The organism is Streptomyces sp. NPDC055099, from assembly GCF_053607685.1.
The window spans coordinates 67,423-93,655 of record NZ_JBSGUA010000025.1; the positions used below are offsets into that span (position 1 = coordinate 67,423).

At 68.8% G+C, this 26,233-nt stretch carries 25 protein-coding genes and 3 tRNA genes; 12 read left to right on the forward strand and 16 right to left on the reverse strand.

Going from position 1 to position 26,233, the window contains the following annotated elements; all coding sequences use genetic code 11:
* Positions 1 to 151 precede the first annotated feature (151 nt).
* On the forward strand, positions 152 to 1,285 hold the full coding sequence (locus ACWFRU_RS38230) for an acyl-CoA dehydrogenase family protein (RefSeq protein ID WP_453692770.1): 1,134 nt from the start codon (positions 152 to 154) through the stop codon (positions 1,283 to 1,285).
* A gap of 48 nt (positions 1,286 to 1,333) precedes the next feature.
* Here ACWFRU_RS38230 and ACWFRU_RS38235 read toward each other — a convergent pair whose 3' ends face one another.
* The 4 genes from ACWFRU_RS38235 to ACWFRU_RS38250 all read right to left on the reverse strand — a co-directional run bounded on the left by ACWFRU_RS38235 (position 1,334) and on the right by ACWFRU_RS38250 (position 4,567).
* The gene (locus ACWFRU_RS38235) at positions 1,334 to 1,681 is read right to left on the reverse strand and encodes a rhodanese-like domain-containing protein (RefSeq protein WP_453692772.1); all 348 of its coding nucleotides are present in this window, start codon (positions 1,679 to 1,681) and stop codon (positions 1,334 to 1,336) included.
* Between the two features lie 22 nt (positions 1,682 to 1,703).
* On the reverse strand, positions 1,704 to 2,528 hold the full coding sequence (locus ACWFRU_RS38240) for a J domain-containing protein (RefSeq protein WP_453692774.1): 825 nt from the start codon (positions 2,526 to 2,528) through the stop codon (positions 1,704 to 1,706).
* Positions 2,529 to 2,731: 203 nt separating this feature from the next.
* Positions 2,732 to 4,210 carry a DUF2252 domain-containing protein gene (locus ACWFRU_RS38245; RefSeq protein ID WP_453692776.1) on the reverse strand — a complete coding sequence of 493 codons (1,479 nt, stop codon included), beginning with the start codon at positions 4,208 to 4,210 and terminating at the stop codon, positions 2,732 to 2,734.
* Positions 4,211 to 4,480: 270 nt separating this feature from the next.
* Positions 4,481 to 4,567, reverse strand: a tRNA-Leu gene (locus ACWFRU_RS38250).
* Between the two features lie 427 nt (positions 4,568 to 4,994).
* Between ACWFRU_RS38250 and ACWFRU_RS38255 the strand changes: the two genes are divergently transcribed.
* The 6 genes from ACWFRU_RS38255 (at position 4,995) to pknB (ending at position 13,177) form a co-directional block, all read left to right on the forward strand.
* Positions 4,995 to 5,888 (forward strand): FhaA domain-containing protein, encoded by an 894-nt coding sequence (locus ACWFRU_RS38255; protein ID WP_453692778.1) that lies wholly within the window; start codon positions 4,995 to 4,997, stop codon positions 5,886 to 5,888.
* A 10-nt stretch (positions 5,889 to 5,898) separates the two neighbouring features.
* The gene (locus ACWFRU_RS38260; protein WP_361828992.1) at positions 5,899 to 6,423 is read left to right on the forward strand and encodes an FHA domain-containing protein FhaB/FipA; all 525 of its coding nucleotides are present in this window, start codon (positions 5,899 to 5,901) and stop codon (positions 6,421 to 6,423) included.
* Positions 6,424 to 6,543: 120 nt separating this feature from the next.
* Positions 6,544 to 8,091, forward strand: a complete 1,548-nt coding sequence (locus ACWFRU_RS38265) for a Stp1/IreP family PP2C-type Ser/Thr phosphatase (protein ID WP_453692780.1) — start codon at positions 6,544 to 6,546, stop codon at positions 8,089 to 8,091.
* A 26-nt stretch (positions 8,092 to 8,117) separates the two neighbouring features.
* On the forward strand, positions 8,118 to 9,545 hold the full coding sequence (locus ACWFRU_RS38270; protein ID WP_365826916.1) for an FtsW/RodA/SpoVE family cell cycle protein: 1,428 nt from the start codon (positions 8,118 to 8,120) through the stop codon (positions 9,543 to 9,545).
* Positions 9,542 to 11,005, forward strand: a complete 1,464-nt coding sequence (locus tag ACWFRU_RS38275) for a peptidoglycan D,D-transpeptidase FtsI family protein (RefSeq protein ID WP_453692783.1) — start codon at positions 9,542 to 9,544, stop codon at positions 11,003 to 11,005. Before ACWFRU_RS38270 ends, ACWFRU_RS38275 begins: the two co-directional genes overlap by 4 nt.
* Positions 11,006 to 11,173: 168 nt before the next feature.
* Complete coding sequence (gene pknB, locus ACWFRU_RS38280) at positions 11,174 to 13,177, forward strand: Stk1 family PASTA domain-containing Ser/Thr kinase (RefSeq protein ID WP_453692785.1); 2,004 nt, start codon at positions 11,174 to 11,176, stop codon at positions 13,175 to 13,177.
* A gap of 109 nt (positions 13,178 to 13,286) precedes the next feature.
* Here pknB and ACWFRU_RS38285 read toward each other — a convergent pair whose 3' ends face one another.
* From ACWFRU_RS38285 to ACWFRU_RS38310, 6 genes are read right to left on the reverse strand one after another with little or no spacing between them, the layout of a single operon-like run.
* A complete protein-coding gene (locus ACWFRU_RS38285) occupies positions 13,287 to 14,036 on the reverse strand; it encodes a class E sortase (protein ID WP_453692787.1) in 750 nt (249 codons plus the stop codon).
* A 24-nt stretch (positions 14,037 to 14,060) separates the two neighbouring features.
* A complete protein-coding gene (locus ACWFRU_RS38290; protein WP_453692789.1) occupies positions 14,061 to 15,374 on the reverse strand; it encodes a class E sortase in 1,314 nt (437 codons plus the stop codon).
* The gene (locus ACWFRU_RS38295; protein WP_453692810.1) at positions 15,371 to 16,018 is read right to left on the reverse strand and encodes an aminodeoxychorismate/anthranilate synthase component II; all 648 of its coding nucleotides are present in this window, start codon (positions 16,016 to 16,018) and stop codon (positions 15,371 to 15,373) included. The genes ACWFRU_RS38290 and ACWFRU_RS38295 overlap by 4 nt, the downstream gene beginning before the upstream one ends.
* A gap of 2 nt (positions 16,019 to 16,020) precedes the next feature.
* Positions 16,021 to 16,263, reverse strand: coding sequence for a hypothetical protein (locus ACWFRU_RS38300; RefSeq protein ID WP_365826904.1), 243 nt, complete (start codon positions 16,261 to 16,263; stop codon positions 16,021 to 16,023).
* Positions 16,214 to 16,906: a class E sortase gene (locus tag ACWFRU_RS38305; protein WP_453692791.1), complete on the reverse strand. Its 693-nt coding sequence runs from the start codon at positions 16,904 to 16,906 to the stop codon at positions 16,214 to 16,216. The genes ACWFRU_RS38300 and ACWFRU_RS38305 overlap by 50 nt, the downstream gene beginning before the upstream one ends.
* 34 nt (positions 16,907 to 16,940) lie before the next feature.
* Positions 16,941 to 17,711, reverse strand: coding sequence for a DUF881 domain-containing protein (locus ACWFRU_RS38310; RefSeq protein WP_363210350.1), 771 nt, complete (start codon positions 17,709 to 17,711; stop codon positions 16,941 to 16,943).
* A 92-nt stretch (positions 17,712 to 17,803) separates the two neighbouring features.
* Between ACWFRU_RS38310 and crgA the strand changes: the two genes are divergently transcribed.
* Positions 17,804 to 18,058 (forward strand): cell division protein CrgA, encoded by a 255-nt coding sequence (gene crgA, locus ACWFRU_RS38315; RefSeq protein WP_453692793.1) that lies wholly within the window; start codon positions 17,804 to 17,806, stop codon positions 18,056 to 18,058.
* A 278-nt stretch (positions 18,059 to 18,336) separates the two neighbouring features.
* On the opposite strand, the gene ACWFRU_RS38320 is transcribed toward crgA, so the two are convergent.
* Both ACWFRU_RS38320 and ACWFRU_RS38325 read right to left on the reverse strand, forming a co-directional pair.
* On the reverse strand, positions 18,337 to 19,230 hold the full coding sequence (locus ACWFRU_RS38320; protein ID WP_453692795.1) for a rhomboid family intramembrane serine protease: 894 nt from the start codon (positions 19,228 to 19,230) through the stop codon (positions 18,337 to 18,339).
* Positions 19,231 to 19,346: 116 nt separating this feature from the next.
* Complete coding sequence (locus ACWFRU_RS38325; protein WP_363210348.1) at positions 19,347 to 19,880, reverse strand: peptidylprolyl isomerase; 534 nt, start codon at positions 19,878 to 19,880, stop codon at positions 19,347 to 19,349.
* A 251-nt stretch (positions 19,881 to 20,131) separates the two neighbouring features.
* Here ACWFRU_RS38325 and ACWFRU_RS38330 point away from each other — a divergent pair, with 251 nt between their 5' ends.
* The gene (locus ACWFRU_RS38330) at positions 20,132 to 20,854 is read left to right on the forward strand and encodes a DUF5324 family protein (RefSeq protein ID WP_453692798.1); all 723 of its coding nucleotides are present in this window, start codon (positions 20,132 to 20,134) and stop codon (positions 20,852 to 20,854) included.
* A gap of 75 nt (positions 20,855 to 20,929) precedes the next feature.
* Here ACWFRU_RS38330 and ACWFRU_RS38335 read toward each other — a convergent pair.
* A tRNA-Ala gene (locus ACWFRU_RS38335) sits at positions 20,930 to 21,002 on the reverse strand.
* Positions 21,003 to 21,185: 183 nt separating this feature from the next.
* Between ACWFRU_RS38335 and ACWFRU_RS38340 the strand changes: the two genes are divergently transcribed.
* Positions 21,186 to 21,734, forward strand: coding sequence for a helix-turn-helix domain-containing protein (locus ACWFRU_RS38340; RefSeq protein WP_160506124.1), 549 nt, complete (start codon positions 21,186 to 21,188; stop codon positions 21,732 to 21,734).
* A gap of 49 nt (positions 21,735 to 21,783) precedes the next feature.
* Positions 21,784 to 23,316 (forward strand): serine/threonine-protein kinase, encoded by a 1,533-nt coding sequence (locus ACWFRU_RS38345; protein WP_453692800.1) that lies wholly within the window; start codon positions 21,784 to 21,786, stop codon positions 23,314 to 23,316.
* A 30-nt stretch (positions 23,317 to 23,346) separates the two neighbouring features.
* Here ACWFRU_RS38345 and ACWFRU_RS38350 read toward each other — a convergent pair whose 3' ends face one another.
* Together ACWFRU_RS38350 and ACWFRU_RS38355 are read right to left on the reverse strand one after the other, a co-directional pair.
* Positions 23,347 to 24,717 (reverse strand): hypothetical protein, encoded by a 1,371-nt coding sequence (locus tag ACWFRU_RS38350; RefSeq protein ID WP_453692802.1) that lies wholly within the window; start codon positions 24,715 to 24,717, stop codon positions 23,347 to 23,349.
* A 243-nt stretch (positions 24,718 to 24,960) separates the two neighbouring features.
* Entirely contained in the window at positions 24,961 to 25,089 is a 129-nt protein-coding gene (locus ACWFRU_RS38355; protein WP_003999697.1) for a DLW-39 family protein, read from the reverse strand.
* Between the two features lie 336 nt (positions 25,090 to 25,425).
* Between ACWFRU_RS38355 and ACWFRU_RS38360 the strand changes: the two genes are divergently transcribed.
* Positions 25,426 to 25,755 (forward strand): DUF6344 domain-containing protein, encoded by a 330-nt coding sequence (locus ACWFRU_RS38360; protein WP_453692804.1) that lies wholly within the window; start codon positions 25,426 to 25,428, stop codon positions 25,753 to 25,755.
* A 114-nt stretch (positions 25,756 to 25,869) separates the two neighbouring features.
* Here ACWFRU_RS38360 and ACWFRU_RS38365 read toward each other — a convergent pair.
* Positions 25,870 to 25,943 (reverse strand) — tRNA-Ile (locus ACWFRU_RS38365).
* Between the last annotated feature and the right edge of the window lie 290 nt (positions 25,944 to 26,233).

Below are 26,233 nucleotides of genomic sequence, written 5' to 3' on the forward strand. Positions count from 1 at the left end.
GGCTGCGGCGACCGCGGCGACTGTGGTGACTGTGGCGACCGCGACGTTCACTGTTCCCTTCCCGTAGAACCTGTTCTATCTTGACGACCCGTCAGAAACGGCGGGCGTGGCAAGGACAGAACCGTCGGGCCGGTGCGCGGGAGGACAAGCAGTGGACTTCACCTTCACCGAGGAACAGCAGGCCGCCGTCGAGGCGGCGAAGGCGCTCTTCGCCTCCGTCGCCCCCGACGGCGTACCAAGCCCCGCCCTCGTACCAGGCGCCGTCGCCGAGGACTTCGACCGCCCCCTGTGGGCCAAGCTCGCCGAAGCCGACCTGCTGAGCCTGCTCCTCGCCCCCGAGCACGGCGGCGCGGGCCTGGACGCCATCGCCCTCTGCCTGATCCTGCGCGAGTCCGCGAAGAACCTCGCCCGAGTACCGCTCCTGGAGAGCAGCGCCGCCGCGTACGTCGTACAGAACTACGGCAGCCAGGAACTGAAGCAGCGCATCCTCGCGAAGGCGGGCCGCGGCGAGCTCGTCCTGACCGTCGCGGCGAACGGCCGCAGCGGACACGACCCCGCCGAACTGGCCGTCACCGCACGCCAGGACGGCGACGCCTGGCTGCTCGACGGCACACAGACCGCCGTTCCCTGGGCACAGAACGCCGACCTCATCGTGGTACCCGCCCACACATCCGCCGGCCGCACCCTCCTCGCCCTGATCCCCCGCGAGCACGAGGGCCTCACCCTCGCCGATCAGGTGTCCACGAGCGGCGAACGCCTCGGCGAGATCAACCTCGCATCCGTACGGATCGACGGCACCGACGTCATCGACACCGACGGAGCCTGGGACTGGCTGCGCGACCTGCTCGCCACCGGAACCTGCGCCCTCGCGCTCGGCCTCGGCGAGAGCGTGCTGAGCATGACCGGCGAATACACCGGCAAGCGCGAGCAGTTCGGCTTCCCCGTCGCCACTTTCCAGGCCGTGGCGGTACAGGCCGCCGACCGCTACATCGACCTGCGCGCGATGGAGGTCACCCTCTGGCAGGCCGCCTGGCGCATCAGCACCGGCGCGAGCGGCGCCCTGCCCGCCACGGGAGACGTGGCCGTCGCCAAGATCTGGGCATCAGAGGGCGTACGAAGGGTGGTGCAGACAGCCCAGCACCTGCACGGCGGCTTCGGATCCGACACCGACTACCCCCTGCACCGCTACCACGCGTGGGCCAAGCAACTGGAGCTGTCCCTCGGCCCGGCAGCGGCACACGAGGAGACCCTCGGCGACCTACTGGCCGCCCACCCCCTCGGCTGAAGGCCGCGGGCCCGAAACCAGAAGCCCGGCACCCGCAGCGCCGCCGAACTAGATCACGACGCCCGGCTGGCCCTTGTCGTCGACGACGGGCCGGCCCGCGGCCTCCCAGCTCTGCATGCCACCGTCGACGTTCACCGCGTCGATCCCCTGCTGGACGAGGTACATGGCGACCTGCGCCGAACGACCGCCGACCCGGCAGATGACATTGACCTTGCCGTCCTGCGGGGCGGCCTCGGTCAACTCGCCGTACCGGGCGACGAACTCGCTCATCGGAATGTGCAGCGCACCCGCGGCATGACCCGCCTGCCACTCCTCGTCCTCACGGACGTCCAGGAGAAAGTCGCCGCTCGCGAGGTCGCCGACACCGACCGTGGGCACATGAGATCCGAAAGCCATGCGTCCGACGCTACCCGACCCGCTAGGCCGTCAGCCGCGCAAGCTCCGCCTCACGCTCGGTGACCTGCGCGAGCAACTGCTCGGCGATCTCCTCGAGGAGCTGATCCGGATCGTCCGGCGCCATCCGCAGCATCGCGCCGATCGCCCCCTCCTCCAGCTCCCGCGCGACCACTGAGAGCAGCTCCTTGCGCTGGGAGAGCCACTCAAGACGGGCGTAGAGCTCCTCGCTCTTGCTCGGCCACTGCTGCTCGCGCACAGGACCCGCGGCCCACTCCTCGGACAGCTCCCGCAGCAAGGGCACGTCGCCACGCGCGTACGCGGCGTTCACCCGCGTGATGAACTCCTCGCGGCGCCCGCGCTCCTGGTCGTCCTGGGCGAGGTCGGGGTGGGACTTGCGGACGAGCTCGCGGTAGAGCTTGCGGGCCTCGTCACTGGGCCGCACCCGCTGCGGCGGCCGCACCGACTGATCGGTCAGCATCGCGGCGGCCTCCGGGTAGAGGCCCTCGCCATCCATCCACCCGTGGAACAGTTCCTCGACCCCCGGCATCGGCATGACCCGCGCCCGCGCCTCGTCCGCCTTGCGCCGGTCCTCGGGGTCACCGCTGCGGGCGGCCCGGGCCTCGGCGATCTCGGCGTCCAGCTCGTCGAGCCGCGCGTACATCGGGCCAAGCTTCTGGTGGTGCAGCCGAGAGAAGTTCTCCACCTCGACCCGGAACGTCTCCACGGCGATCTCGTACTCGATCAGCGCCTGCTCCGCCGCCCGTACCGCCTTCTCGAGGCGGTCCTCCGGCCGCGCAGCGCCACCCTGCCCCGCTGCCCCGTCAGGGCCTCCGCGACCAGCGGTCACGTCATCGGGATCGGGCGTCTGAGGCTGCGTAGGCTCGGTTTCCGGGGTCGTCACCCGTCCAGCCTAGGCCACCGTGCCCCCACCCCGGCGGAGCGGCGGCCGGGGCTTGCGCGGGAGCCTCCGAGCCCTCTCCTCACACTTCCGGCGATCCGGGGGGCCTCCCCCCTCCCCTCCCTCCCCCACCCCCCTAACCCCTCACCCCCTCAAACCCCCACCTCCGCCCCCACCCGCCCCTCTTTCACCGCGCGCACGAGTTCCGCGTGGTCCGCCTCCGTCCGGTTCGCGTACGCCACCGCGAACTTCGCCACCGCCGTGTCCAGCTCGTCGTTCTTGCCGACGTAGCCGGCGACGAGCCGCGGGTCGGCGCTGTGGGCGTGCGCGCGGGCCAGCAGGGCTCCGGTCATCCGGCCGTAGTCGTCGATCTGGTCGGCGGCCAAGGCCGCCGGGTCCACGCTGCCCTTGCGGTTCCTGAACTGCCGTACCTGGAAGGGCCGCCCGGCCACGGTCGTCCACCCCAGCAGGAAGTCGCTGACCACCTGCATCCGCTTCTGCCCGAGCACCACCCGGTGCCCTTCGTGCGCGACCTCGGGCACCGTGAAGCCCGCCGTGGGCAGATGCGGCAGCAGGGCGGAGGGCCGTGCCTCCTTGACCTGGAGCACCAGCGGCTCGCCCCGGTGGTCGAGCAGCAGCACCACATACGACCGCAGGCCCACGCTGCCCGTGCCCACGACGCGGAAGGCCACGTCCTGGACGGCGTACCGCGCGAGGAGCGGCAGCCGGTCCTCGGACAGCGTGCCGACGTAGTCCGCGAGGGCGGCCGCGACCTCGGCCGCCTCCGCGTCCGGTATTCGGCGGAGCACCGGTGGGGCGTCGACGAAGCGGCGGCCCACGACGCCGGCCTCGTCCTCCGTGCGCTCGGTCGACTTGGCCGCGAACTTGGCGCTCGTGTTGTGCCGTGCCTTCTCGGAGACGCTCTCCAGGGTGCCGAGCAGGTCTTTCGCGTCCGTGTGGGAGACCAACTCCTCGTCCGCGATGGCGTTCCACGCGTCGAGCGCGGGGAGCTTCGCGAGCAGCCGCATCGTGCGCCGGTACGCCCCCACCGCGTCGAACGCCGCTTCCTTGCAGACGTCCTCGCTCGCCCCGGCCTCACGTCCGGCGAGCACGAGGGAGGCCGCGAGCCGTTTCACGTCCCATTCCCAGGGGCCGTGTCCCGTCTCGTCGAAGTCGTTCAGGTCCATGACGAGCCCGCCGCGTGCGTCCCCGTACAGGCCGAAGTTCGCCGCGTGGGCGTCGCCGCATATCTGGGCGCCGATGCCCGTTACGGGGGTCCGCGCGAGGTCGTACGCCATCAGGCCGGCGGCTCCGCGCAGGAAGGCGAAGGGCGAGGCGGCCATCCGGCCCGTCCGGATCGGTGTGAGTTCGGGGAGCCTGCTGCGGTTGGTCTCCTGCACGGCATCGACCGGATCGGGGCGGCCGTCGTCCTCGACGAACCACTCGTGCGAGGCACGGCTGACGCGTGCCCGCAACGCCTTGCCCTCCCGTTTCGGCGACATCGCCGCCCCGGCGGCACCCTCCGAAGCATCCGCAGCCGCAGCCGCATCCGCATCCGTCCCACCTCGCTGCGAGGGCCACCGCGCGAACCCCTCCACGTACGGCAGTCGCGCACCCTTGAACTCCGTCATGCTCACCCCCACCGATCGGGCGCCCCCCGCGGGCTCACCTGGCATGAAGGTACCGCCGGGTGCCGAACGGCGTCAGAGCCTGTGGACAACCTGCGAGCTGTGGACAACTCGGCGCACCGTTCCAGCGCCCGGTGACATAGATCACCATGATCATCACCCGGGAGGCGATCGCGGTGCCGGCCCCGAGTACGTACAACGACCACACCCCCGGAGCACAACGAAAAGCGGGCCCCCACCAGGAATTTCATCCTGATGGAGACCCGCTCCACATGGTGCGCGAGGGGGGAGTTGAACCCCCACGCCCTTTCGGGCACTGGAACCTGAATCCAGCGCGTCTGCCTATTCCGCCACCCGCGCATGGGTGTTGTCCTGGGCCTCTCACCGTCTGGTGTGAACACTGTGTGCGAACACTGTTTGGTGCGAGCGCCTTCCGACATCCAGAAGATTAGCACGCTGGCAGGGGTGGATTCACATCCCTATTCGCGGGCACCTGCCCTGTTGATCCGGAGAGGACCGGGTGACGCCGACCGTCCGACCGACCGACTTGCGCCGTACCCGGCGAAGCTCCGCAGTCGGGTGCGGGACACTGGTTTGAGGCCCCCTCTACGATCCCTGGTAGAGGAGCCTGAGAGGAGCCCGTACGGATCCCGGAACCCTGGTGCGGGCATGCCTTGTGAGAGGCGACACTCATCGACTGGGCGGACAGGGGGAACCAGCCGATTTCCCGGCGCGTGGATACGATCAGTAAGCAGTACCAGGATGACTACGACGGAGGAGGTGCCCCATGGGAGTCATGAAGAAGTTCGAGCAGCGACTCGAAGGTCTCGTCAACGGCACCTTCGCCAAGGTGTTCAAGTCCGAGGTCCAGCCCGTCGAGATCGCCGGCGCCCTGCAGCGCGAGTGCGACAACAACGCGACGATCTGGAACCGCGAGCGGACCGTCGTCCCCAATGACTTCATCGTGGAGCTCAGCGCGCCCGACTTCGAGCGCCTGAGCCCCTACTCGGGGCAGCTCGGCGACGAGCTGTCCGGGATGGTGCGCGAGTACGCCAAGCAGCAGCGGTACAGCTTCATGGGTCCCATCAAGGTCCACCTGGAGAAGGCCGAGGATCTCGACACGGGCCTGTACCGGGTACGCAGCCGCACGCTCGCGTCCAGCACCTCCCAGAGCCCCGACAGCGCCCCGGTCGGTCCCGCGGGCCCCGCGGGCGCCGGTCACGGCCCCGCCAGGCCCCCTGCGGGTGGCGCGGGTGGTGGCTATGGCTACCCACAGCCCGCCCAGCCCTCCGGCGCTCCTCCCATGCCCGCCGCGCCGCCTCCCGGTGGCCGTCCGGGCGGACCCGCACCGGTGCCGAACCGTCCTCAGGGACCCGGCGCCGGACCCCTTCCGGGTGCGCAGGTGCGGCGCTGGATCGAGATCAACGGCAATCGCCATCAGATCTCCCGCCCGACGCTGGTGCTGGGACGCAGCACCGACGCCGATGTGCGGATCGACGACCCCGGCGTATCGCGCCGGCACTGTGAGATCCGGACCGGAACGCCCTCGACGATCCAGGATCTCGGGTCTACCAACGGCATCGTGGTAGACGGGCAGCACACCACCCGCGCTACGCTCCGCGACGGCTCGCGGATCGTCGTGGGCCAAACCACCATCGTTTACCGGCAAGCCGAAGGGTGAAGCGGGGGCAATGTCAGAGCTGACCCTGACGGTCATGCGGCTGGGTTTCCTAGCCGTTCTGTGGCTGTTCGTGATCGTGGCCGTCCAGGTCATCCGTAGCGACCTGTTCGGAACACGCGTCACACAGCGCGGCTCGCGCCGTGAGAACGCGCGACCGCAGCAGGCCGCCCGCCAGCAACAGCAGGCGGCCACACCACCTCCCCAGCGCCAGCAGCAGGGCGGCGGGCGGCAGCGCCGTGGCGCCCCCAGCAAGCTGGTCGTGTCCGAAGGGATCCTCGCGGGCACGACGGTCGCCCTGCAGGGCCAGACGATCACGCTGGGCCGGGCGCACGATTCGACGATCGTGCTGGACGACGACTACGCGTCCAGCAGGCATGCCAGGATCTACCCGGACCGTGACGGCCAGTGGATCGTCGAGGATCTCGGGTCCACCAACGGCACGTATCTGGACCGGACCCGACTCACCACCCCGACGCCTGTTCCGCTGGGCGCGCCGATCCGCATCGGCAAGACCGTCATCGAGCTGCGGAAGTAGTACGAAAATGAGCGAGCGGAGCGAGCGAGCCGACGCGGTCCACACACTGGACGCCAGCGCGCTCCCGACCGGAGGGTGGGCACCGTGCGGATGTACCCGGAGCCGACGGGCGAGGTGCGCATGAGTCTGTCTTTGCGCTTCGCCGCCGGATCGCACAAAGGCATGATCAGGGAGGGGAACGAGGACTCGGGTTACGCCGGTCCGCGGCTCCTCGCGATCGCCGACGGCATGGGGGGCCAGGCCGCGGGTGAGGTGGCGAGCTCCGAGGTGATCTCGACGCTCGTCACCCTCGACGACGACGTGCCGGGGTCGGACATCCTCACGTCGCTCGGCACCGCCGTGCAGCGCGCCAACGACCAGCTGCGTCTGATGGTCGAGGAGGACCCCCAGCTCGAGGGCATGGGGACGACCCTGACCGCCCTGCTGTGGACGGGTCAGCGCCTCGGTCTCGTCCACGTGGGCGACTCGCGTGCCTATCTGCTGCGGGACGGTGTCCTGACGCAGATCACCCAGGACCACACGTGGGTGCAGCGTCTGGTCGACGAGGGCCGGATCACCGAGGAAGAGGCCACCACCCACCCGCAGCGCTCCCTGCTGATGCGCGCGCTGGGCAGTGGTGAGCATGTCGAGCCGGACCTCTCCATCCGTGAAGTCCGCGCCGGCGACCGCTACTTGATCTGCTCGGACGGTCTCTCCGGCGTCGTCTCGCACCAGACGATGGAAGACACCCTCGCGAGCTACCAGGGCCCTCAGGAGACCGTGCAGGAGCTCATCCAGCTCGCGCTGCGCGGCGGCGGCCCCGACAACATCACGGTGATCGTCGCCGATGTCCTGGACATCGACAGCGGTGACACCCTCGCCGGTCAGCTCTCCGACACCCCCGTGGTCGTCGGCGCTGTCGCCGAGAACCAGCTCCAGGCGCAGGACGACGGCGCCATGCAGACGCCTGCGGGCCGCGCGTCGGGCCTGGGCCGTCCGGTGCCGCCACAGCCCTCCGGAGGCGGCTTCGGGCCGCCCGGGAGCGGTGACACGACCGGATACGTGCCCGAGGGGAACTTCGGGGCGTACAGCGACGAGGACTTCGTCAAGCCGGGCGGTGGCCGCAAGTGGCTGAAGAGATCGCTCTACACGGTGCTCGCTCTGGCGGTCATCGGCGGCGGCCTGTACGGCGGCTACCGCTGGACCCAGACTCAGTACTACGTGGGCACGAACGACAAGAACGTCGCCCTGTACCGCGGCATCGACCAGGATCTGGCGTGGGTCAGCCTGTCGAAGGTCGAGGAGAACTACCCCAAGATCGAACTCAAGTACTTGCCGCCTTACCAGCGCAAGCAGGTCGAGGGGACCATCCCCGAGGGCAATCTCGACGACGCCAAGAGCAAGATCGAGGAGCTCAGCATGCAGGCCTCGGCCTGCGAGAAGGACGCCAAGCGCCGCGAGGCCGAGCGCGAGAACGCCAAGCCCGGTGAGGGTGAGGCAGGCGGCACGACCGGCCTGTCGGCCAAGGCTCCCACCGACGATCCGACGGATCCGGCGGACAAGAACGACACGAACGACAAGAACAGCTCGACCGACAAGAACAAGTCCAAGACCGCACCGACTCCCACACCCGGCCCCAGCCTCTCCGAGGACGAGGAGAAGCTGGTCCCACTGTGCGGTAAGCAGTAAGCAGCCGTTGGGGGCCTTTGCACGCCATGAGCAGTAGCACTACACACACGTCGACCATCGGCGCGATCGGGGCGCCGAGCAGGCGCAACACCGAGCTCGCGCTCCTCGCGTTCGCCGTCGTCATCCCGCTGTTCGCCTACATCAACGTGGGCCTCGCGCTCGACGGCAAGCTGCCGCCCGGCATGCTCGGCTACGGCTGTGGCATCGGGCTGCTCGCGGCCGTCGGCCACATCGTGGTGCGCAGGTTCGCGCCCTACGCGGACCCGCTGCTGCTGCCGCTCGCGACGCTGCTCAACGGCCTCGGTCTGGTGGTCATCTGGCGTCTGGACCAGTCGGAGAAGCTGCAGAACCTCGCCAAGGCGGCGACGGGCTCCTTCAGTCCGTCCGCGCCCAAGCAGCTGATGTACTCGGCCATCGGTATCGCGCTCTTCGTGGGCGTGCTGCTGCTGCTGAAGGACCACCGCGTCCTGCAGCGCTACACGTACATCTCCATGGTCGCCGCGCTCGTCCTGCTGCTGCTGCCGCTCGTGCCGGGTCTGGGCATGAACGTCTTCGGCGCCAGGATCTGGATCAGCGTCGGCGGGTTCTCCATCCAGCCAGGTGAGTTCGCGAAAATCGTCATCGCGATCTTCTTCGCGGGCTATCTCATGGTGAAACGCGACGCGCTCGCCCTGGCCAGCCGCCGCTTCATGGGGCTGTACCTGCCGCGTGGCCGTGACCTCGGTCCGATCATCGTGGTCTGGGCGATGTCCATCCTGATCCTGGTCTTCGAGACCGACCTCGGTACGTCGCTGCTGTTCTTCGGCATGTTCGTCGTGATGCTGTACGTCGCCACGGAGCGGACCAGCTGGATCGTGTTCGGTCTGGTGATGTCCTCGGTCGGCGCCGTCGGTGTGGCCACGTTCGAGCCGCACGTGCAGGAGCGTGTGGACGCCTGGCTGAACCCGTTCTCCGACGCCGTCATCGCCTCCACGGGCAGCGACCAGATCGCCCAGTCCCTGATGGCGTTCGGCTCCGGTGGCGTGCTCGGCACCGGCCTCGGCCAGGGCCACTCCGACCTGATCGGCTTCGCCGCCAACTCCGACTTCATCCTCGCCACCTTCGGCGAGGAGCTCGGTCTGGCCGGCGTCATGGCGATCCTGCTGATCTACGGCCTGATCGTGGAGCGCGGTGTGCGTACGGCGCTCGCCGCCCGCGACCCGTTCGGCAAGCTCCTGGCGATCGGCCTGTCCGGCGCCTTCGCCATCCAGGTGTTCGTCGTCTCCGGCGGCGTCATGGGCCTGATCCCGCTGACCGGTATGACCATGCCGTTCCTCGCGAACGGCGGTTCCTCCGTGATCGCCAACTGGGCGCTGATCGGAATCCTCATTCGCATCAGTGACACCGCGCGCCGCCCGGCGCCGGCTCCCGCCCCCAACCCCGACGCCGAAATGACGCAGGTGGTCCGACCGTGAACAAGCCCCTGCGCCGGATCGCGATCTTCTGTGGGCTGCTCGTCCTCGCCCTGCTCGTCAGGGACAACTGGCTTCAGTACGTACAGGCCGACACGCTGGCCGAGCACGACAAGAACCGCCGCGTCTCCATCGAGCGGTACGCCCAGCCGCGCGGCGACATCATCGTCGACGGCAAGGCCATCACCGGGTCCAAAGAGGCCGGCAGCGGTGACTACAAGTACAAGAGGACGTACAAGGACGGGCCCATGTGGTCCCCCGTCACCGGCTTCGCCTCACAGCGCATCGGTGCCACGCAGATCGAGTCCATCGAGGACGGCATCCTCACCGGCAACGACGACCGGCTCTTCTTCACCCGCAGCCTGGACATGATCACGGGCAAGAAGAAGGAGGGCGGCAACGCCGTCACGACGCTCAACGCCTCCGCCCAGAAGGCCGCGTACAACGGCCTGAAGGGCCTCGGCAAGGGCGCGGTCGCCGCGCTCGACCCGTCGACCGGCGCGATCCTGGCGCTGGCCTCCGCTCCTTCGTACGACCCCTCGACCTTCGCGGGCAACACGAACGAGGAGGCCGAGGCGTTCGGGAAGCTGGACAAGGACAAAGACCAGCCGATGCTCAACCGCGCGCTGCGCGAGACGTATCCGCCGGGCTCCACCTTCAAGGCGGTGACGGCCGCGGCGGCGCTGGAGCACGAGCTCTACACCGACATCGACGCGCCGACGAAGTCGCCGCTGCCGTGGACGATGCCCGACACCCAGACGCCGCTGAAGAACGAGGGCAACATCCCCTGCAAGAACGCCACGCTGCGTGAGGCGCTTCGGGTGTCCTGCAACACCGTCTTCGGCAAGATCGGTTCGGACCTCGGCAAGGACAAGATGCTCGAGACGGCCGAGAAGTTCGGCTTCAACGAAGAGCAGTTCGTGCCGGTCCGTTCGAACGCCTCCGTCTTCCCCAAGAAGATGGACCGGCCGCAGACCGCGCTCTCCTCCATCGGCCAGTTCGAGACGGCCGCGACGCCGCTGCAGATGGCCATGGTCGCCTCGGCCATCGCCAACGACGGCAAGCTGATGGAGCCGTACATGGTCAGCGAGCTGCAGGCCCCGAACCTGGACGTGATCGAGAAGCACGCGCCCAAGGAGATGAGCCGTCCGCTGTCCGAGGAGAACGCGCAGAAGCTCCAGGACATGATGGAGACGGTCATCAACGAGGGCACCGGCACGAACGCCAAGATCCCCGGCGTCACCGTCGGCGGCAAGACCGGTACGGCCCAGCACGGCGTCGACAACAGCGAGAACCCCTACGCCTGGTTCATCAGCTACGCGAAGACCGACTCCGGTTCGCCGGTGGCCGTCGCCGTGGTCGTCGAGGACAGCAAGGCCAGCCGCGACGACATCTCCGGTGGTGGTCTGGCCGCCCCCATCGCCAAGGACGTGATGCAGGCGGTGCTCGACAGCAAGAAGTGACCCCCGTCACGGCCTCTCCACATCAGTGCACGTTGCGGTACCGGTCCTGTATCGGGTGACGGTCGTGGCCGGGTCACGTAAGGCGAGCCGGGTACGGTATGCCCGGACAGCACACCGCCGGACCACACAAGGGTGCGGTCGGGACTGACGGAGAGGGCTGGATTAGCTATGGAAGAGCCGCGTCGCCTCGGCGGGCGGTACGAGCTGGGCCAGGTGCTCGGCCGAGGCGGGATGGCGGAGGTATACCTCGCGCACGACACCCGCCTCGGACGCACCGTGGCGGTGAAGACGCTGCGCGTTGACCTCGCGCGCGACCCGTCATTCCAGGCCCGGTTCCGCCGCGAGGCCCAGTCGGCCGCCTCGCTCAACCATCCTGCGATCGTCGCGGTCTACGACACCGGCGAGGACTACGTGGACGGGGTCTCCATCCCGTACATCGTGATGGAGTACGTCGACGGCTCGACCCTGCGTGAGCTGCTGCACTCCGGGCGCAAGCTGCTGCCCGAGCGTGCCATGGAGATGACCATCGGCATCCTCCAGGCCCTTGAGTACTCCCACCGCAACGGCATCGTCCACCGTGACATCAAGCCCGCGAACGTCATGCTGACGCGCAACGGCCAGGTCAAGGTCATGGACTTCGGCATCGCCCGCGCCATGGGCGACTCCGGCATGACGATGACGCAGACCGCGGCGGTCATCGGCACCGCGCAGTACCTCTCGCCGGAGCAGGCCAAGGGCGAGCAGGTCGACGCGCGCTCCGACCTCTACTCCACGGGCTGTCTGCTCTACGAGCTCCTCACGGTGCGCCCGCCCTTCGTCGGGGACTCCCCGGTGGCGGTCGCCTACCAGCACGTACGGGAGGAGCCGCAGGCCCCGAGCGTCTTCGACGGCGAGATCACGCCGGAGATGGACGCGATCGTCCTGAAGGCCCTCACCAAGGACCCGGACTACCGCTACCAGTCGGCCGACGAGATGCGCGCCGACATCGAGGCCTGCCTCGACGGCCAGCCCGTCCAGGCCACCGCCGCCATGGGCGGGGTCGGCTACGGCGGCCACCCGGACGACCAGCAGACGGCGATGCTGCGCCCGCAGAACGGCGGCGGCCAGACGTCGATGATGCCGCCGGTCGGCGGCCCTGACGACGGCTACGACGACCACTCGCGCCGCCGCCAGAAGAAGAGCAACACCTCGACGATCCTGCTGGTCCTTGCGGGGCTCCTCGTCCTGGTGGGCGCGATCCTGATCGGCAAGTGGGCGTTCACCGGGGGCGGTGGCGGCAACGACTCGCTCAAGGCTCCGAACTTCGTGGGTGAGACGGTGGCGGAGGCCAAGAAGTCCGCCAAGAACGTGGATCTCGTACTCGACGCCTCCGAGAAGAAGCCGTGCGACAAGTACCCGAAGGGCGAGATCTGCTCCCAGGACCCGGGCGCGAACGCGACGGTGAACAAGGGCGACACGATCTCCGTGACGGTTTCCACGGGCGCGCCGAAGGTGGCGGTGCCGAGCGTCATCGGCCTGGACATCGACGAAGCCACCAAGAAGCTCGAGAGCTCCAAGTACAACCTCACTGTCGAGCCCAAGCAGGTGGAATCGCCCGAGACCCCGGGTGAGGTGCTGGAGCAGGACCCGACGTCCGGCACCGAAGTGCAACAGGGCAGCACCATCACCCTGGACGTCGCCAAGGAAGCCGCCAAGTCCGTGGTCCCCGACGTCACCGGCAAGACCTGTGAAGAGGCCAAGGCCCAGCTGAAGACCAACGACCTCGTGGGTACGTGTGAGGAAGAGGAGAGCGACTCCGTAGAGGCCGGCAAGGTCATCTCACAGAGCCTCGCCCCGCAGACCCAGGCCGACCCCGGTTCGACCGTGACGCTGAAGGTCGCCAAGAAGCCCGAGCAGGCCACCGTTCCGGCCCTCACCGGCCAGAAGCTCAAGGACGCCCGCAAGACCATCGAGGAAGCCGGCCTCACGGTCGGCACCATCACGGGCCCGCAGGACGACGAAGCCCTCGTGGTCCTCTCGGATCCGCCCGCCAATCAGCAGGTCGCACCCGACACCGCGATCAACCTGACCACGGCAGGCGGCCCCGGCGGCGACAACGGAGGCGGCAACGGCGGGGACGGCGGTGGCTTCCTGGGAGGCAACGCCGGCTTCTCCCGGAGCGACGAGGACTGACCCTCTCCGTAGGAGTACGAAAAGAGCCCCGGACACCGCTCAGCAGGCGGTGTGCGGGGCTCTTTCGATTGCCGGTACCGGACTGCCCTACCGGAGGGCTCAGGCCGGTTCAGTTCAGCTCAGCAGGCGGCGTGCGCTTGTTGTCGACCTTTTCGATGCGCTCCAGCTCGCCCCATACCACGTAGCGGTAGTTCGACGTATAGACCGGCGTGCACGTCGTCAGGGTGATGTAGCGGCCCGGCTTCTTCGCGCCCGATTCCTTCGGGATGGGGTTCAGGGCCTTCACGTTGTACTTCGATGTCTCGGGGAGGGTCGAGTACACCTTGTACACGTACCACTTGTCCCGGGACTCGAAGACGATCGCGTCGCCCTTCTTGATCTTGTCGATCTTGTGGAACTTCGCGCCGTGGCCGTCGCGGTGCGCGGCCAGCGTGAAGTTGCCTTCCTTGTCCTGAGGAAGGGCCGACTTGATCGGGTCCTCGTAGTAGCCCGCGACGCCGTGGTTGAGCACCTTGCTGCTGGTGCCCTTCCTGACCAGGATGTCGCCGTTGCCCATCGCGGGAACGTGCAGGAAGCCGATGCCGTCCTTGGTGTTCAGGTTCCCCGGGCCGCCCGCCCAGCGGTCGCGCACCTTGTCGCCCTGCTTGTGCGCCTCGCGGTCCGCGACGACGTTCGTCCACCACAGGGAGTAGACGACGAAGAGGCCGAGCACCAGGCCCGCGGTGATGAGGAGTTCGCCGAATACGCTGACCGCCGTGGCGATGGGACCTCGTCCCCGTGGCCGTGGTGTGCGCGCGGGCGCGGGCGCCTCGGCCTGCTCCTCCGCCTGCTCCTCGTCGTGGTCGGTCGTGGCTGCCACTGGATCTGCCCCGTTCTCACCGTTCTAGTTGACGAGTGCGCTCGGTTTGCCCTTGCTGCGCGCCCGTTCCTCGACCATCTTGCCCCAGACGATCATTCGATACTTACTCGTGAATTCCGGGGTGCAGGTGGTCAGTGTGATGTACCGGCCCGGTTTGGTGAAGCCCGACCCCGGCGGGACGGGCCCGATCACCGAGATGTTGTTGGGCTGTGTCTGCGGCAGGATGCTCGCCATCTTGTAGACGAAGTACTTGTCCTGCGTCTCGACGATGATGGGATCGCCCGGTTCGAGCTGATTGATGTAACGGAACGGCTCGCCATGGGTGTTGCGGTGCCCGGCGACCGCGAAGTTGCCCGTCTTGGCGTCCGGCATGGGCGTCTTGGTGCCGCCCTCGTTGTAGTGGCCGACCATGCCGCGGTCCAGGACCTTCGACTTGTCGATGCCCTCGGCGATCGGCACGACCACGTCCAGGCGCGGGATGTGCAGGAGCGCGAAGCCCTGTCCGGGCTCGAAGGCGCCGGGCTTGCCCTTGCCGTTGGCCCACTTCTCCTGGAGGTCGCTGGCGGCGCCGTCGGCCTGCTGGTGGGCGCGGATGTTCGTCCACCACAGCTGGTAGGTCACGAACAACAGCATCAGGACGCCGACCGTGATGAACAGTTCGCCGATTCCCCGGCTCGCCACGGCGCCCGCGGAGGGCTTGCGGGCCCGCTCGGCACGACGGGCCTCCACACGGGAGAGGGGGGCGCCGGACGCTGCCGTGGAGGGCTGCTGGGGGGCGCCCTTCTTGGCGGCCTTGCGGCGGGCGGCGCGGCCTTCCGTGGGGGTCTGGGGGCCCGGCTCGGGTCTCGGCTCGGGCTCGGGCTCGGCTATTCGGCGGGTGTCCGCCGTCCGCAGGCCGACTGTCGCGTCGTCGACCGGTGCCTGAGGCAGCGGCGAGGGCTGAGGTGCGGGCTGTGGGGCGTACGCGCCGTACAGCTGCTCGTACGTCGGTTCCTGCGGCTGCTGTGGCGGTGCCTGCTGCTCCCCGTACCAGTCGCGGGCGTACCCCTCGGGGTCGTACCACTCCTGCTCCTGGGGCTGCTCCGGCGCAGCCGCAGGCTGCGGCGCCGGCTCGGCGGGCCCGCTGCGGAACCACGGCGAAGGATGCTGACCCGGCTGACCCGGCTGCCCCGGCTGCCCCGGCTGCCCCGGCAACGGGTCGGTCAGCGGATCGGCAAGGTGGTCGACAGCCGCCTCGAACGCCCCGGGCTCCTCAAACGCCCCAGGCTCCCCGTACGACGCGTACTGCTCGTCGTACGGAACTCCGGAGGAATCGTGCTCGGGACGCACCGCGGTCACGCCGTGGCCCTGCCCACCACCGGGGCCAGCCCGCTCGACCTGCCGATGGCCCCCGCGTCCCCGCACTCCACCAGCCAGTTGGCGAGCATGCGGTGGCCGTGCTCGGTGAGCACCGACTCGGGGTGGAACTGCACGCCCTCGACCGGAAGTTCACGGTGGCGCAGGCCCATGATGATGCCGTCCTCCGTGCGCGCGGTCACTTCCAGCTCCGCGGGAACCGTGGCCGGCTCGGCGGCGAGCGAGTGGTAGCGCGTCGCGGTGAACGGCGACGGCAGCCCCGCGAAGACGCCCTTGCCCTCGTGGACCACCGCGGACGTCTTGCCGTGCAGCAGTTCCGGCGCGCGGTCCACCACTCCGCCGTACGCCACGGCCATCGACTGCATGCCGAGGCAGACGCCGAACACGGGCACACCGGTGCTCGCGCAGTGCCGCACCATGTCGACGCAGACGCCCGCCTGCTCGGGCGTTCCGGGGCCCGGCGAGAGGAGGACGCCGTCGAAGCCGTCCTGCGCGTGGCGCAGCTCGACCTCGTCGTTGCGCAGGACCTCGCACTCGGCGCCGAGCTGGTAGAGGTACTGGACGAGGTTGAAGACGAAGCTGTCGTAGTTGTCGACCACGAGGATGCGGCCCGGCCGCCCGTCGATGCTCACTGGCCGTCCACCGTCACATCGTTGAAGGGAAGCAGCGGCTCGGCCCAGGGGAAGACGTACTGGAAGAGCACGTAGACCACAGCGAAGACGAGCACCAGCGAAAGCAGCGCCCTTACCCATGCGTTTCCCGGCAGATGCCGCCAGATCCAGCCGTACATGCCGTCCCTTCCGTAGCCGTACGGCACCAGACTAACGGCGTAGTGCCTCCGGTTTCCCGGCCTCGACGGGCTGGGTGGCATCGAGGTGTGCCCAGACGATCAACCGGTGGCTGTGTCCCCACTCTGGCTCACAGGTCGTAAGGGTGAGGTAACGGCCCGGCCCGTCGTATCCGGACTTGCGCGGAACCGCGTCGATGACCCCCGTGTCGCCGGGCAGCGTCTTGTAGGGCTTGTTGGCGATGCGGTACGTGAACCACGTGGTGCCGTCGGTCAGGACCACGGGATCGTTCGGCCGCAGCTTCGGGAAGTCCTTGAACGGGTCTCCGTACGTGCGCCGATGGCCCGCCACCGAGAAGTTGCCCCGCTGGCCGAGCTGCGCGGTGTCCCCGTAGTGGCCGAGGCCCTTCTTGAGGGTCTCGGTCCCGGTGCCCTGGAGCACCGGCTTGTTCCACGTGAAACCAAGCCGCGGGATGTACATGACGGCGAAGGGCTTGCCGTCCTCGTAGGGGGCAGGCTTCTTCGGGGACGTCGCCTTCGAGGGCGCGTCGTCCGTGTGCGCCGGCACCGACCCTTGCGCCCACTGGTCCTGCAGCGTGTCGATCTGGCTGTCCATGGCGTTGTCGGCCTTCACGCCGGTCCAGAACAGGACGTACACCACGAAGAGCACGATCAACGTGCCGACGGTGATGCACAGTTCGCTGAACGTCCTGACGAGCACTCGCACCGACACAGGCTCCCCCAGCGGCTTACTCCACGGGTTATTCCACGGGCTTCGCGTAGTGGAGATCCACTGTGCCCGAGTAGCCGGGAAGAGTCATCGCCCCGTCGTCGTCGACTTTCCAGCCGAGGCCGTACGCGTTCACGTACAGCATGTAGTTCTGGATCTCCGGGGACGCGGCGAGCGCCGTCTTGAGCTTCTCCGGGTCGCCCACCGCGGTCACCTTGTACGGGGGCGAGTAGACGCGGCCCTGGAGGATCAGGGTGTTGCCCACGCAGCGGACGGCGCTGGTGGAGATGAGCCGCTGGTCCATGACCTTGATGCCTTTGGCGCCGCCCTGCCAGAGCGCGTTGACCACGGCCTGGAGGTCCTGCTGGTGGATGACCAGGTCGTTGGGCTGGGGCTCGGGGTAGCCGGGGAGCTTGGCGGTGGCGTTCGGCGGGGCGTCGGCGAGGGTGACGGAGACCGCCTCACCGCTGAGTTTCTTGGTGCCTGCGTTCTTCTCCAGGGCCTTGAGCCGCGCGTCGTCGGCCTTCGTGCCGCCGTTGTCGCGCTCGGCCAGGGATTCGACGTCGTCGCGCAGGGTGCCGTTGGACTCGTCCAGCTTGCCGTTCTTGTGGCTGCGCTCCTCGATCAGGTCGGAGAGCTTCAGGAGCGAGGCGTCGGTGCGGATGTTCGTGCCCTTGGCCGTGTTGAAGCTGGTGAAGAAGAGGAGGCCCGCGAGCGCGAAAACGGCGGCCGTCAGCAACCGGACCGGCCGCCAGCGAGGGCGGCGACCCGGACCTGCGGGGGAGTCGGCGGAATTGCTCAACGTACCCTTATCTCCTTCAGCGCCGCGGAAGCACTACGCTAACGGACGCCCGGGGGAGGGCTCAGCTCCCCGTATCGACAGGAGAGACCCTCGTGCCGAAGTCACGGATCCGCAAGAAGGCCGACGATTACACGCCGCCCACGAAGAAGGCGACGAACATCAAGCTGACCAGTCGTAGCTGGGTGGCTCCGGTGATGCTCGCGCTGTTCCTCATCGGGCTCGCCTGGATCGTCGTCTTCTACGTCACCGACGGCAAGCTGCCGGTCGACCCGCTGGGCAACTGGAACATCGTGGTCGGCTTCGGCTTCATCGCTGCGGGGTTCGGCGTCTCCACGCAGTGGAAGTAGCGCCCCTCCCGCAGGGCTGAACGCAAGCCTTGCCCTGAGTTATCCACAACGCTATCCACACCCCGGCCCTGTCTGGGGAAAAGAAAGACGATCTGTGGATAACCCTCGTGGCGTTGACGCCGGTATGACTGGCTGATCGCCCGCAAGCCCTCACAGGCCCCTTGTCCTTGCTGGGGAAACCCAGGTCAGCGACAAGGGGCACTGTTGTTCCCCACAGAATGCACAAGCGTGGGCACACGCTGTGGACAACCTCGGCCATCGGTCGCCGTGGGTGAGCGTCAGACGAGCTGAGCGGTCCTGATCAACACGGCGGCGAGTACCACGACCAGGACCACCGCACACGTCCCCCACTGCACGAGCGCCCGCCGCTCGCGGGGCGCGTGCACCATCCCGTACGCGATGGCGACACCGGCGACCAGACCGCCGACGTGCGCCTGCCAGGCGATGCCGCTCCAGGTGAAGGTGAAGAGCATGTTCAGCGCGAGCAGCGCGATGACGGGGCGCATGTCGTAGTTCAGGCGCCGCATCAGGACCGCGGTCGCGCCGAGGAGACCGAAGATCGCTCCGGATGCCCCGAGCGAGGCGTCGCTCGCGTCGACGAGGACATAGGTGAGCGCGCTGCCGGCCAGGCCTGAGAGCAGGTACAGCGCGAGATAGCGGGCGCGGCCGAGCGCGGCTTCCAGGGGGCCGCCGAGCCACCACAGGCCCAGCATGTTGAACGCGATGTGCCAGATCTCCTGGTGCGCGAACACGGCTGTGACCAGGCGGTACCACTGTCCTTCGGCGACGCCTTCGGTCGGCACGTACGGGTAGGGCGGCCATTCGCCGATCAGGAAGAGTTCGCCGACGAGCTCCTTGTTCACGCTGATCGCGATGAACACGAGAACGTTGATCGCGAGCAGGATCTTGGTGATCAGACGCGGGTCGGCGGCGATCGAGCCGCCCGCGATGGTGCGCGGCTGGTTCGCCGCCGGTGCGTGCCCGGTGCCCGAGCCCTCGCGCACACACTCCGGGCACTGGAAGCCGACCGAAGCGCTGATCATGCAGTCCGTGCAGATCGGCCGCTCGCAGCGCGTGCAGCTGATGCCGGTCTCGCGATCCGGATGCCGGTAGCAGCCGGGCAGGTTCGTTGCGTCCTGTGGCCCCTGCGGGCTTCCTGGTGCCTGGTCCATGGGGTCCCCTCAATGTCCGTACGAAGGCACAGCTACGCGCGCGCAGCGAACGCACCGCCCCGCCCTTCCTTACGGATGGGCGGGGCGGTTTGGTTCCCTCGCGGGGTGCGCCGGTGTCAGGCGGTGCGGGTCTCGATGACGACGGACTCGATGACCACGTCGTTCACGGGGCGGTCGGTGCGCGGGTTGGTCTGCGTGGCGGCGATCTCGTCGACGACCTTCTGGCTCGCCGGGTTCGTGACCTCGCCGAAGATGGTGTGCTTGCGCGTGAGCCAGGCAGTCGGGGAAACCGTCACGAAGAACTGGGAGCCGTTGGTGCCCGGGCCCGCGTTGGCCATGGCGAGCAGGTAGGGCTTGTCGAAGGCGAGGTCGGGGTGGAACTCGTCCTCGAACTCGTAGCCCGGGCCGCCCGTGCCGTTGCCCAGCGGGTCGCCGCCCTGGATCATGAAGCCGCTGATGACGCGGTGGAAGACCGTGCCGTCGTAGAGCCGGTCCGTCGTCTTCTTTCCGGTCTCCGGGTGAACCCACTCGCGCTCGCCCTGGGCGAGCTCGACGAAGTTCTTGACCGTCTTCGGCGTGTGGTTGGGGTGCAGCAGCACCTCGATGTCGCCTCGGTTGGTCTTCAGGGTGGCGTAAAGCTGCTCGGCCACGGTCTGCCTTCCGTTGTCTTCTATGACGTCCCGATCCTCGCACGGACCGGATTCCGACGAGTAGTCACCGAGTGGGCGCGCGCCGCGACGATCCGTGGCATTGTCGGCAAAGCACTCTCCTTGTACCGATTTGATCAGAATGATCGCACCCGGATGCCCGGCTGCGTCATGCCTCGGAGCCATCCGGAAGGCATGATCCTTGAAAGGGTGGAAAGGTGACATACCTATAAGCCACCGAGGAGGAGGATCCTGTGACCCGCATCGACAGCGTGCGCGCCGCGACCGGTTCGGCTAGGGACAGCGTGCGGCATGCCGCGGAGGCGGTGGCCCCTTACGCCGGAACGGCCAAGGAGCAGGCCGTCCATTACGCGCACGAAAGCCGTGCACGCCTCGCACCCAAGGTGTCGCAGGCCGCCGAGCAAGCCCGTGTGCAGTACGGCGCTCATGTCGGCCCGCGCATCGAGCAGGCCCGTGCGCATGTGCCGCCGAAGGTCGACCACGCCGCGCACGAGGCCGCTCTCCGCACCCGTAAGGCCGCCAAGCAGACCCGCAAGGCAGCTCAGCAGGCCGCCGACTACTCGAAGCCGCGGATCGAGCACGCCATGGCCGCGGCTCAGCCCGTTCGTGAGGAGGCGGCGTCCCGGGGTTCCGCGGCGCTCTCCGCACTGCGCGGCGAGGTCTCTCCCAAGGAGATCCAGCGGCTGGTCCGCAAGCACAACCGCCGGGCCCGCGCCGGTCGTGTCGCCAAGGGCCTCGTGGTCCTGGGCGTCCTGGCCGGCGGTGCGGTCGCCGCCTGGAAGTGGTGGGACAAGCAGGCCAACCCGGACTGGCTCGTCGAGCCGCCGGCGGCGACGGAGGTCCCGGACAGCGCGCCGCTGGCCTCGGTCGACGGCAGCGGTCAGGCCTCTCTCGACCCCGAGGTCCAGGCCAAGCAGGCCGAGTCCGAGGCCGCCAACCGCGACGACCTGCGCTGACTTCACCGCATCACTGACAAACGCCGTAGGGCGGGATCCCCTCAGCTGAGGGGATCCCGCCCTACGGCGTTTCTGTGGAGCCTAGGAGATTCGAACTCCTGACATCTGCCTTGCAAAGGCAGCGCTCTACCAACTGAGCTAAGGCCCCGAAAACGGTGCACCCAGCCGGAAGGATCTCGCTCCGGTGGGCAACGCAGACCAGAGTACCGGGTCTCCCCCCGGATCTCGCAAAAGGATTGGGGGTCCCGGTGAACGACCACGCTCCGTAAGATGCTCGGCGTGGTTCGCGGCAGCGAACCACGGTTTTTTGGGGAAGCGATGGGGAGACGCAATGGACGCCGCACAACAAGAGACGACCGCGAGAGCACGAGAGCTCCAGCGGAACTGGTACGGGGAGCCGCTGGGGGCGCTCTTCCGTCGTCTCATCGATGATCTGGGCCTCAACCAGGCACGCCTCGCCGGCGTGCTCGGTCTGTCCGCGCCCATGCTGTCCCAGCTGATGAGCGGACAGCGCGCCAAGATCGGCAACCCCGCGGTCGTCCAGCGCGTCCAGCTCCTCCAGGAGCTGGCGGGCCAGGTCGCCGACGGCAGTGTGAGCGCCGCCGAGGCCACCGACCGCATGGACGAGATCAAGAAGTCCCAGGGCGGCTCGGTCCTGACCAACACCTCGCAGTCGACGACGAGTTCGGGTGCTCCCACGGTGAAACGCGTGGTGCGCGAGATCCAGTCGCTGCTGCGCTCCGTCGCCGCGGCGGGCGACATCATCGATGCGGCGGACTCCCTCGCCCCGACCCACCCGGAACTGGCAGAGTTCCTCCGGGTATACGGCGCCGGACGCACCGCGGACGCGGTCGCCCACTACGAGGCGCACCAGAACTGAGCCGTCGGCCGGGCCACCGGGCGGCCCGGAAGAGGAGCAGTGCGCGACCATGGGTGAGGTCTTCGCAGGCCGCTACGAACTGGTCGACCCGATCGGCCGTGGGGGAGTCGGAGCGGTCTGGCGCGCCTGGGACCACCGGCGACGGCGGTATGTGGCGGCCAAGGTCCTGCAACAGAGCGACGCGCACGCACTGCTGCGCTTCGTGCGGGAGCAGGCGCTCCGGATCGACCACCCGCATGTGCTCGCGCCGGCCAGCTGGGCCGCCGACGACGACAAGGTCCTGTTCACCATGGCCTTGGTCGCCGGCGGCTCGCTGGCCCATGTGATCGGGGATTACGGCCCGCTGCCACCCCGCCTGGTCTGCACGCTCCTGGACCAGTTGCTCTCCGGGCTCGCCGCGGTGCACGCCGAGGGGGTCGTGCACCGTGACATCAAGCCCGCCAACATCCTGCTCGAAGCCACCGGCACCGCGCGCCCGCATCTGCGGCTCTCCGACTTCGGCATCTCGATGCGGATGGGCGAGCCGCGGCTGACCGAGACCAACTACGTCGTGGGCACGCCCGGCTACTTCGCGCCCGAGCAAATGCTGGGCGCCGAGCCGGACTTCACGGCCGACCTCTTCGCCGTGGGCCTCGTCGCCCTCTATCTGCTGCAAGGTGCGAAGCCGGACGCCAAGGCCCTGATCGAGCACTTCGCCGCGCACGGCACACCTGGGGCGCCGCGGGGTGTTCCGGAGCCGCTGTGGCAGGTCGTCGCCACGCTTCTGCAGCCGGATCCACAGGCGCGGTTCCGCACCGCCACGAGTGCGCGCAAGGCGCTGAACTCCGCCGTCGAGCTGCTCCCCGAGCCGGGTCCCGACGACGAGATCGTGGAGATCTTCGATCAACTGGGCCCGCTTCCCCAGGGTTTCGGACCCGACGGCCCTCTGACGGCCCCGCCGCAGCCAAGCTTCGCTCCACCTGCGGGCGATCCCTCGACTCCACCCTCGACTCTGCCCTCGGCTCCGCCGTCCGTTCCGCCCCCGCCCCGCTCCGCGCCCCAGACCGGCAGCTTCCCGCTGACTCCGCCACCACCACCGCCCCCGCGGGCCACCCCACCGCAGGCCACACCGCCGCAGACCACGCCATCGCAGGGGACGCCCGCGCCCGAGCAACAACCCGCGACGCCACCGCCGCCCCCACCCCCTGTTCAGTCCCCGCATGTCCCTTCCCCCCACCCGATTTCAGCTCCGGCACCGGCACCGGCACCAGCACCAGCTCCCGCACAGGCTCCGGCTCCGACGCCAGCCCCCGCTCCGGCCCCTGTGCACGTACCGGTTCACGCCCCCGTGCAGGCCCCGGCGCAACAGCACCCGGCACAACACCCGGCGTACGCGACATCACCCTCCGTAATGGCGACAGCGCACCACGCATCCGCCCCTACTTATCCATACACCGCCCAGGCCTCGCAGGTTCCACTCCAGCACCGACCGACTGCGCACCGGCAGAAACGGCCGGGCCCGCCCGCGAAGGTGGCGATCCCGATGCTGCTGGCCGCCCTGGTGTGCTTCGCGGTGGGCATCTGGGCCCTCACGCAGATCTGAACCACATCGGGGCCGACGTCGGCCAGAGCCCTAAGAGGAGGCCGCCCTCCTCCGCCCGATCAGCGTCCACGCGCCAAGGATCATCAGCAGCACGGTCCCGGCCCCGAACCCACCGGCAGCGACCACCTTCATCACGTCACTGTTGGCGGCCTCGTCCCCGTCCCCGCTCCCGCTCCCGGCACCCGTCTCCCCCCGCAGCGCAGCGTCCTTGTCCTCACCCGAGACGCTGAACTCGTCGGCGGGCCGCGCCGTCCCCACGTACGCGGGCCCCGACTTGGTGGTGCCGTCGACCTTCACCCGCAGCGTCAGATCCAGCGGCCCTTCGCCGAACTCCCGGGCGACCTGCGGATTCAGGTGGACCGAGAGGTAGTACCACCCGGCGAACCGCGTTCCTGCCACGCCGTCGATCGGTGAGTAACGGTTCTCGTGGGCCACGGGCGCCAGCGGGTCCAGCGCCGTCGTCTTCTGCCGGCCGTCGTAGGCAGTGGTCGCGTCGTCGATGCGTTCGCGCACCGGATTGGCCAGAGACATCACGAGCGCCGACGTCACGTACTCGCCGCCGCCCTGGCCCCCGACCTCGACCCCGCCCTCGCGCGCACTGCCCAGTTCGGCACTGGCGGAGATCTGCTGCCCCCAGTCGACCGGCACCCGGTAGAAAAGGGTCTGGCCTGGCTTGATCCGGTCGCCCCAGACGCCTGTCCGCAGCGCCCGCGCATCGTTGAAGCCCGTTCCGCCCCTGCGCTCCTTGCGCGCGCCACCGGGCGGCGTGGGCGAGGCGGAGTTCCACGCCTCGGGAGGCGCCGTGGGGGCGCTCTTGTCCACGCCGGGCTCCGACACGACGCGAAGCTCCGTGTCCCACGTCTCCGTACTGGAGCCCGGGTCGCTGTTCCGCTCGACCACCACGTAATACGTTCCGGCCACTTTGCACCGGTTGTCGGCGGGGCCGACCGCCCGTACCGCCGAGGCGGAGATGGGCCGTGGGCTCTGCGACGTACCGAACCGGGCGTCTCCGGAGTTGCAGTTGTTGCCGTTCGCGTCCTGTAGGGACACCTCCAAGCCGTCCCCGTAGGCGACCTCGGCGTCGAGCCCGGGAACGGCGGTGGCGGACACGTACACGGTCTCGCGGGCGTCCAGTTGCAGCTGGTAGTAAAGCTTTGCACCACGCGCGAGAGAGCTTTTGTACGTCGATCCGGGCGTGAGCCGCGCACTGTTCATGCTGGTCTGAGCGCCGTCGACCGGCACGGCCCGCTCGGAGAAGACGTACGGGCTCGGGGACGGGCCCGAGGGCCCCTCCACGGCGGCCACGGCCACCCCCGTAGACACCGACATCGCGCACAGCGCCGCACACAGCGCCACCCCCGTGGCCGGTGTCGCCCAGCCTCTGCGCAGCCGCCCCATCACGTGCCACCCCTCCCCTGAGCCCCTGTCGTCCCGCCCACTATGCCCACGCGAGAACCCGACAACCTTTGCTCACGCAAGGTGAGGACTTGCGTGAGCAAACCGAAGCGGCGGGCGACCCAAAAGATTCGGTCAGCAATACCGTCCGGACTCCTGCCCGGACAGCAGCCCGCACAGGAGCCCGGACAGCACAGGGCCCCGGCCGCAGAAGCGGCCGGGGCCCTGTTAAGAGACTGTTGTCGGTACTCACGAACCCGTGGGCACGGAGTCAGTCGCCTCCGTCCACAGATCCTGCTCGGCGCGATCCGCCTGGATCTGGCGGTACACGAGGAGCCCGCCGATGGCGGCCAGTGCGACCAGGAGAAGCTTCTTCACCGCGCGACCTCGTCTTTCTTGACGTAAGGGACCTCTGGCGCCCGACTATACACACCGATCGATACCGATCGGTGACCTGGATCCACCCCAACTCCCGCCCCGGTCACAGCAGTCGAATCGGGCGTCGCCGCTCTCCGGCGCCTCACGGCCCGCCGCGACATTCACCGCTCCCGACCTCACCCGGGCCCCTCCCAGGCCCTCCAGGGGCCTTTTACGGCCATACGGGTGGTGTTCATCTGAACATCGCCGCGCCACGAGCGTCGGTCCTTCACTCTCGGCTCGACATACACATGATGAGGAAAGTACGCAAATCGCCCAACCCGAAAGTGAGAAGCCATGACCGGCTCCAAGGCCATGAAGCTGTGGACCACGCTCATCACCGCCTTCCTCGCGCTCTTCGCCACGCTGGGATTCACCACGACGGCAACGGCGGCCACGCCCGCACAGCAGGCCACGGAAACGTGCAAGAGCACGCCGACCATGACTGCCCCACTCGCGGCCTACTGGGCAGCAGCGTACGAACGGTCCCTGCCGCCCACGATGAAGCAGCGCATCCGCGCCGAGGCCCACGGATCGTCCCCCAGTTGCCGCCACGTCCCCACGGACGACACGGAGACGGCCGTTGAGGCCGAGGCCCATCCGGGCGGGCTCGCCGCGGAGCCGTAGTCACACCCCGGCCACCCGGGCCGCCGTCCCCCCCAGGGACCCCCGCAGACGCGAACCCCACAGACAAGAAGAAGACCCCCAGCCGATACGGGCTGGGGGTCTTCTTCGTTTCTGTGGGGCTAACAGGATTTGAACCTGTGGCCTCATCCTTATCAGGGATGCGCTCTAACCAACTGAGCTATAGCCCCGCCGCGCTGCGGTGTGTCCCGCGCGCTGACCTCTGAAGATTAGCGCACGTGCGGGCCAGTCCCAAAATCGATACCTCCGTGGGCACCGCACAGACCGATCCACGCACCAGGGCCTCGCCCTGATCGGGCGGGGCCCTGTCCACGAAGACCCCCCGGCGCTGGGCGCCGGAGGGCCGGTGGATAGCGAAAGAAGCTCTAGTAGGACTCCGTTAGGTTGGTGCTGATCTGCGCTTTCTGGGCAGGGGTTGTTGGCAGGTGGTGCAGATGCCGGTCCAGCACCTCAGGATGTC